This window comes from Microbacterium sp. MPR-TSA4, assembly GCF_058792815.1.
Map to the genome: position 1 here is coordinate 1 of NZ_JBXAFF010000074.1, position 6902 is coordinate 6902.

At 72.0% G+C, this 6902-nt stretch carries 6 protein-coding genes; all 6 read left to right on the forward strand.

The features are described from left to right. Positions 1 to 57 precede the first annotated feature (57 nt). Positions 58 to 516, forward strand: coding sequence for an FAD synthase family protein (locus tag AC1Q49_RS15710; protein ID WP_492493305.1), 459 nt, complete (start codon positions 58 to 60; stop codon positions 514 to 516). 128 nt (positions 517 to 644) lie between these two features. Further along, positions 645 to 1796 (forward strand): polysaccharide deacetylase family protein, encoded by a 1152-nt coding sequence (locus AC1Q49_RS15715; protein WP_492493307.1) that lies wholly within the window; start codon positions 645 to 647, stop codon positions 1794 to 1796. Between the two features lie 112 nt (positions 1797 to 1908). Beyond that, complete coding sequence (locus tag AC1Q49_RS15720) at positions 1909 to 3042, forward strand: glycosyltransferase (RefSeq protein ID WP_101307000.1); 1134 nt, start codon at positions 1909 to 1911, stop codon at positions 3040 to 3042. After that, positions 3039 to 3299: a glutaredoxin family protein gene (locus AC1Q49_RS15725; RefSeq protein WP_060961124.1), complete on the forward strand. Its 261-nt coding sequence runs from the start codon at positions 3039 to 3041 to the stop codon at positions 3297 to 3299. The genes AC1Q49_RS15720 and AC1Q49_RS15725 overlap by 4 nt, the downstream gene beginning before the upstream one ends. A 130-nt stretch (positions 3300 to 3429) precedes the next feature. Then, complete coding sequence (locus tag AC1Q49_RS15730) at positions 3430 to 5211, forward strand: aldehyde dehydrogenase family protein (protein WP_492493310.1); 1782 nt, start codon at positions 3430 to 3432, stop codon at positions 5209 to 5211. Continuing rightward, positions 5208 to 6857 carry a GMC family oxidoreductase gene (locus AC1Q49_RS15735; RefSeq protein ID WP_492493312.1) on the forward strand — a complete coding sequence of 550 codons (1650 nt, stop codon included), beginning with the start codon at positions 5208 to 5210 and terminating at the stop codon, positions 6855 to 6857. The genes AC1Q49_RS15730 and AC1Q49_RS15735 overlap by 4 nt, the downstream gene beginning before the upstream one ends. Positions 6858 to 6902: the final 45 nt, after the last annotated feature.

Here is a 6902-nt window from a genome sequence, read left to right on the forward strand (position 1 = left end):
GGCTCGGACCGGGCCGGGGGGCCCGGGATTTCACGTCAGCAGCTGGGGGGGCTCGCTATGGCTGTGTCGATCGGATACGCCGCGGGGGCGTTCGATCTGTTCCACATCGGACACCTGAACATCCTTCGACATGCGAAGGAGCAGTGCGATCTGCTCATCGCCGGGGTGGTCAGCGACGAGATGCTCCGGCTGGTGAAGGGGGTCGAGCCCTTCGTCCCGACGATCGAGCGCGCGCAGATCGTCCGAGACATCAAGTTCGTCGACCACGTCCACATCGAGACGGTGCCCGACAAGCTCGAGGTCTGGCGGGAGGTGGGCTTCACCCACTTCTTCAAGGGCGACGACTGGCGCGGCACCGAGAAGGGCCTCCGCCTCGAGCGCGACTTCGCCGCCGTCGGCGTGCAGGTCGTGTACTTCCCGTACACGGCACACACGTCGAGCACGCAGCTGCGGCGCGCGTTGGAGGCGGCGAGCGCGGCCGGCGAGGACCGGCCGAGCGCGCGCGAGACCGCCTGACCACGCCACGACGGATGTCGCCGCCGCGCCGTCCCGGCCGAGGTCAGGCGCGCGCCGACGAGAGGAGGAGCGGGCCGACCGTAGGATGATCCCGGGCGCGGGGTGCGCCCTCGTCTTGGGGGTCATACATGGGCGGTCTGCAGACCAGTCGTGGCGTTCTCGGCCGGGCGCTCGCCGTCGGCCTCATCGTCGGGGCCGTCGCGGCGGCACTGTCCGGCTGCGCATCCGAGCCGACGGACGGTTCCACGCCGGATGCCGGGGCCTCGGCATCCGTCGCCTCGCCGACGCCGACGCCGACGCCGCTCACGGCGGCCGAGCAGCTCCTCGCCGCCCACCCCGACGTCGCGGGCGCCTGCGCCGTCAGCTTCCGCGTCGACGGCGTCACCCTCGATCCGCAGCTGCAGGTGCAGGACCGCCTGTACGACCATCTCCCGATCCCCCGCGCCGACGGACGCGTCTTCGCGGGGTGGTATGCCGATGCGGCGACGGCGGCCGCGGCATCCGCCGACCCCGCCGCGCACGCGGGAGACCCCGCCACGAGGATCAACGGATCCGACCTCGTCTCGTGCACGGAGCGCCAGACCACCCTCTACGGAGCCTGGACGAACGCCGACGCGGTCACCGCCGCGAAGGCGCGGGTGCCGATCCTCATGTACCACCAGTTCACGACCAAGCCCGGCGGCGAAGAGGGCTGGCTGCGCGGCAACTACGCGTACATCGAGGACTACCGCGCGCAGATGCAGTACATCAAGGACCAGGCGTTCTACCTGCCCACCTGGGACGAACTGAGCGCTTTCATCGACGGAGCGCTGTACCTCCCCGATCACTCGGTCATCATCACCGACGACGACGCCGACCCGTCGTGGTTGACCATGGCCTCGCCGATCAACGAGCAGCTGCAGCTCATGGCGACCTCTTTCGTGATCACCGGCTCGGGCGTGCCCGCGCAGAACCGTTTCATCCTGCCGCGCTCGCACACCAACGACATGCACAAGGCGGGCGCGAACGGAAAGGGGGAGATGGTCAACCTCTCCGCCACGCAGATCGCGGCCGACATGACGGCGTCGGCGACGGCGCTCGGGGGCGTCGCCGAGGTCATGGCCTATCCGTACGGTCACAACAACGACACCGCCAAGGAGGGCCTCCGCGAAGCCGGCTTCGAGATGGCGAGGACCATCGAGCAGGGCTACGTGTCGGTCGGCACGGAGAAGCTCGCGCTGCCCTGCATCCGCATCAACTACGGGATGGGCGTGCCCGATCTGAAGAAGCAGATCGGCTGATCACCGGCGCCGCAGGACCTTGCGGAACTGACAGAGCACGCACAGCACTTGCCCAACTCCGCGTCGATAGGCTGGGACGGTTCTGTCCCTGACCGATCGCGAGCGCATGCCCATGGATCTTTCCGTCATCGTTCCCACCTTCAATGAGGGGGAGAACGTCGCCGAGCTGGTCCGACGCATCGGCGCGGCGCTGGGGGACGTCGACTTCGAGATCGTGTTCGTCGACGACTCGACCGACGACACGCCCGCCACGATCGCAGCGGTCGCCCGGGCCACCGACTTCCCCGTCCGCGTCATCCACCGCGACGCGCCCGAGGGCGGTCTGAGCGGCGCCGTGCTCGAGGGCTTCCGCAGCGCGCAGGCGCGCTGGTGCCTCGTGATGGACGGCGACCTGCAGCATCCGCCGGAGGACATCCCCCGCATGCTCGACCGCGCCGCGCTCGGCGACGTCGACATCGTTGTCGCCTCGCGCTACGTCGCCGGCGGCACCGCCGGCGGGCTCGCCGGAGCGACGCGCACCGCGGTCTCGCGCACCTCCACCCTTCTGACGAAGGCCATGTTCCCGCGGAAGCTGCACGGCTGCACCGACCCGATGACCGGGTTCTTCCTCGTCGACCGCGACACCGTCGACCTCGACGACCTGCGCCCGCGCGGCTTCAAGATCCTGCTCGAGATCCTCGCGCGCCGCCAGATGCGCATCGGCGAGATCCCGTTCGCCTTCGCCACCCGCTTCGCCGGTGAGTCGAAGGCGACGTTCTCGCAGGGCATGCGGTTCCTGACCCAGCTGGCGATGCTCCGCTTCGGCCGTATGTCGGCGTTCGCCCTCGTCGGCGGCGTCGGGGCGATCGCGAACCTCGTCATCATGTGGGGTCTCATCCACCTCGGCATGAACTACCTCACCGCCGCGATCATCGCGAGCGAGGTGACGATCATCGGCAACTTCCTGCTGCTCGAGTACCTCGTCTTCGCCGACATGCGCTCCGAGTCCGGCCAGATGTGGGTGCGTTTCCTGAAGTCGTTCGCGTTCAACAACGTCGAAGCCGTCGTCCGCATCCCGATCATCCCGCTGCTCGTGCAGGGCGCCCACATCCCGAGCGTCCTGGCCGCGGCGATCACGCTCGCGGCGGCGTTCGTGGTGCGATTCGTCTATCACGCGCTGTGGGTGTACGCCCCGAAGAAGACGTCCACGTCCCGTGTGGCGACCCGGGCCGTCAGCCGCGCCGCCGAGCGTACGCTGGAATCATGACCTCCGAGAACACCCCGATCACGATGTTCGGCGCCGACTGGTGCCGCGACTGCATCCGCACCAAGAAGCAGCTCGACGAGCTGGGTGTGGAGTACACCTATGTGGACCTCGTCGCCGACCCCGCCGCCGCCGACGTGGCCCGCGAGATCTCGGGTCGCACGAACATCCCCGTCGTCGTCTACCCCGACGCCTCCCACCACGTCGAGCCCACCAACGCCGACGTCGAGGCGAAGCTGCGCGAGCTCTCGCTGATCTGACCGCGCGCCCGGGGCCGGGCCGCGAGCCGCCGGAACGGCATCGAGTGGCAATGACCCTGGGACTGCGTCTCGCTCCGACGTAAGCTGGAAACCCGCGCGCGAGCGCGAACCCGCTTCGAAGGAGAACGCCGTGACCGCAGGCGCCCCGTCCGCACCACCGAAGACGTCGACCGGAGACCGGCTCGACCACGACGTGCAGGACGGTCTGGATGCCGCGATCGCCCAGCTCCGCAGCGGCACCCGCGCGTGGAGCGCCCTCACGCTCGGCCAGCGGCGTACGCTGATCCGCCGCGTGCGTGTCGCGACCGCGGCGGTCGCCGAAGAGTGGGCCGACACGGCGGCGACCTCGAAGGGACTGCCGCCCGGGCATCCGCTGCGCGGCGAGGAGTGGCTGTCCGGACCCTACGCGGCCCTCGTCGCCCTCGACGCCTACGCCGACACCCTGCACGCCCTCGCGGTCGGCCGGTCGCCGCTCGAAGACATCCGCACCGGGTCCGCCCCCGGTGCGCGCACGGTCGTCCACACCTCACCGCTGACGGCGACCGACACGCTGCTGCTGTCGGGCTACACCACCGAGGTCTGGCTGCAGCCCGGCGTCGACGCCGCCACCGCCCGCCGCGAGGCGGGCCTCGGACAGCTCGACCCCGCGGCATCCGGCGGTGTGGGCCTCGTGCTCGGCGCGGGCAACATCACCTCCATCCCCTACCTCGATGTGCTGTACGAGCTGCTGGCGTTCAACCGCGTCGTGATCCTCAAGGTCAACCCCACGCAGGACGCGCTGGTGCCGGTGTTCGAGCGCGCGCTGGCGCCGCTCATCGAGCCCGGCCTCCTGCGGATCGTCCGCGGCGGCGGCGACGTCGGGGGCTACCTGACCCAGCATCCGGACATCGATCACGTGCACATCACCGGCTCGGAGTCGACGTTCGGCGCGATCGTGTGGGGGCCGTCGCACACGCCGGGAGCCGCGGGTGCGGCCACGCGTCGGCGGCGGGAGGGACGACCGCTGCTGAAGAAGCCGATCACGGCCGAGCTCGGCGGCGTGTCGCCCATCATCGTGGTGCCCGGTGACTGGTCGGCGGCCGACCTCCGCTTCCAGGCGGAACACGTCGTCACCATGCGGCTGCACAACAGCGGACACAACTGCATCGCCGGACAGGTCGTGCTGCTCTCGGAGGACTGGCCGCAGCGCGACGCGTTCCTCGACGAGGTGCGCGCCGCGTACGACCGCGCGCCCTCGCGCCCCGTCTGGTACCCGCACAGCCAGAGCAAGCTCGACGCGGCGCGCTCCTCCTACCCGGATGCCGCCTGGTGCGCCGGCGGGACCCGCGCCCTCATCGAGGCGCGCCCCGAGGACGCGGCCGCCCTCGAGACGACCGAGTACTTCGCACCGGTGCTCGCCGTGGTGGGCCTGCGCGGGACGGGGCAGGAGTTCCTCGACGCCGCCGTCGCGCACGCCAACGACCGGCTCGTCGGCACCCTCGGCGCCAATGTGCTCATCGACCCCGTCACCCAGAACGCGCTCGGCGACGGCTTCGAGCGGGCCGTCGCCGACCTGCGGTACGGCACCGTCGCGGTCAACGCCTGGACGGCGTTCGGGTTCCTCACCCCGACGGCGACCTGGGGCGCGTTCCCGGGAGGCACCCTCGCCGACGCGCCCAGCGGCATGGGCATCGTCCACAACGCGCTGCTGCTCGACCGGGTCGAGCGGACCGTCGTGCGCGGCCCGTTCCGCCCGTTCCCCCGGTCGGTCTCGTCCGCCGCCCGCGGGCGCGGCCTGTCGGTGCTTCCCAAGCCGCCCTGGTTCGTGACGTCGCGCACCGGCGCCGCCGTGTGCGAGGGGTTCACGCGGTTCCGCATCGACGGCAACCCCGCGAAGATGGCCGTCACGCTCGTGAAGGCCTTCGGCGCGTGAGCGCGTCGAGACGGGCGACCCGCGGGAGGCCGTCCACGCTGGAGGCCGACTACGTCATCGTCGGCGCCGGCTCCGCCGGGGCCGCCCTCGCCGCCCGTCTCAGCGAGGATCCGGCGACGTCGGTGATCGTGCTGGAGGCCGGGCCGCCGGACGCGGCCCTCGCGCTGCACGTGCCGGCGGCCTTCTCCACCCTGTTCCGGGGGCGCTACGACTGGAACTACGACACGGTGCCCCAGCGCGAGCTGGAGAACCGCACCATCTACTGGCCGCGGGGAAAGACGCTCGGCGGGTCGTCGTCGCTCAACGCCATGATGTGGGTGCGCGGTTTCGCCGCCGACTACGACGAGTGGGCGCAGAGCGCCGGCGACAGCTGGTCGTGGGCGTCGCTCGCGCCGTACTTCCAGCGCGTCGAGGCGACGCAGGGCGCCGCCGACGCCAGCCAGGGCACCGCCGGCGCGCAGCCGGTCGAGCACCAGCGCGATCCCCGGCCCCACACGGCGGCATTCCTGCAGGCCGCGCGCGAGCTGCGGCATCCCGTCACCGCCGCGAACCTGCCCACCCGTCAGGGCTTCTCCCAGACGATGGTCACGCAGCACCGCGGCGCCCGCGCCTCGACCGCCGACGCGTACCTTCGCCCGGCCCGCGCCCGAGCCAACCTGCGGGTCGTCACCGAGGCCCTCGTCCGACGCGTCACCTTCGAGGAGGGCGACGGACTCCCCCGCGCCACCGGCGTCTACGTCGACATCGCCGGCATCACCCGGCACGCGCGCGCCCGCCGCGAGGTCATCCTCGCCGGCGGAGCGATCAACACGCCGCAGCTGCTCCTGCTCAGCGGGATCGGCGACGCGGACGAGCTCCGCAGCCACGGCATCCGGGTGCGGGTCGATGCCCCCGGCGTCGGTGCGAACCTCCAGGACCACCTCGTGGCAGGGCTCGCGCCCGCCGCCCGCGGCGGAACGCTCTACGGGGCGCAGCGGCCCGGCCAACTGGCGCGCTACCTCTCCTCGCGACGCGGCATGCTGAGCTCGAACGTGGCCGAGGCCTACGGCTTCGTGCGCACCGCGGTCGCCGACGACCGGGGCGCGCCCGCGGGGCTGCCGGACATCGAGATCATCTTCGCCGCCGCCCCGTACGTCGGTGAGGGCCTCGTGCCGCCGCCCGCGGAGGGCATCACCGTGGGGGCCATCCTCCTGCGCCCGCGCAGTCGCGGGACGATCCGTCTGGCCTCGGCCGACCCCGCGGACGCCGCGGTCATCGACCCCGGCTACCTCACCGATCCCGAGGGCGTCGACGCCGAGACGCTGCGGGCGGGGCTCGCGGAGTGCGAACGCCTCATCGCGACGCCCGCGCTGCGCGCCGTGACCACCGGCGGATGGGTGCAGCCGGCCGGGGGCGAGCGGATGAGCGCCGCCGAACGCATCGAGCTGTCGCTGCGGCGGTATTCGCACACCCTGTACCACCCGGTGGGCACGGCGCGTATGGGCGAGGATGCGGCATCCGTGGTCGATCCCGCGCTGCGCGTGCGCGGAGTCGACGGCCTGCGGGTCGCGGACGCGTCGGTGATCCCCACGATCATCCGCGGGCACACGAACGCGCCCGCGATCGTGATCGGCGAGCGCGCCGCGGACCTCATCCGCGCGGTCTGACCCCCTCCCCCGCCGGGCGGGTGGCCGGCGCGGTGGGCGCGGGGG

Coding starts and splice junctions, on each gene's coding strand:
- AC1Q49_RS15725 (WP_060961124.1), top strand. CDS start 3,039: ATGACCTCCGAGAACACCCCGATCACGATGTTCGGCGCCGACTGGTGC.
- AC1Q49_RS15710 (WP_492493305.1), top strand. CDS start 58: ATGGCTGTGTCGATCGGATACGCCGCGGGGGCGTTCGATCTGTTCCAC.
- AC1Q49_RS15720 (WP_101307000.1), top strand. CDS start 1,909: ATGGATCTTTCCGTCATCGTTCCCACCTTCAATGAGGGGGAGAACGTC.
- AC1Q49_RS15715 (WP_492493307.1), top strand. CDS start 645: ATGGGCGGTCTGCAGACCAGTCGTGGCGTTCTCGGCCGGGCGCTCGCC.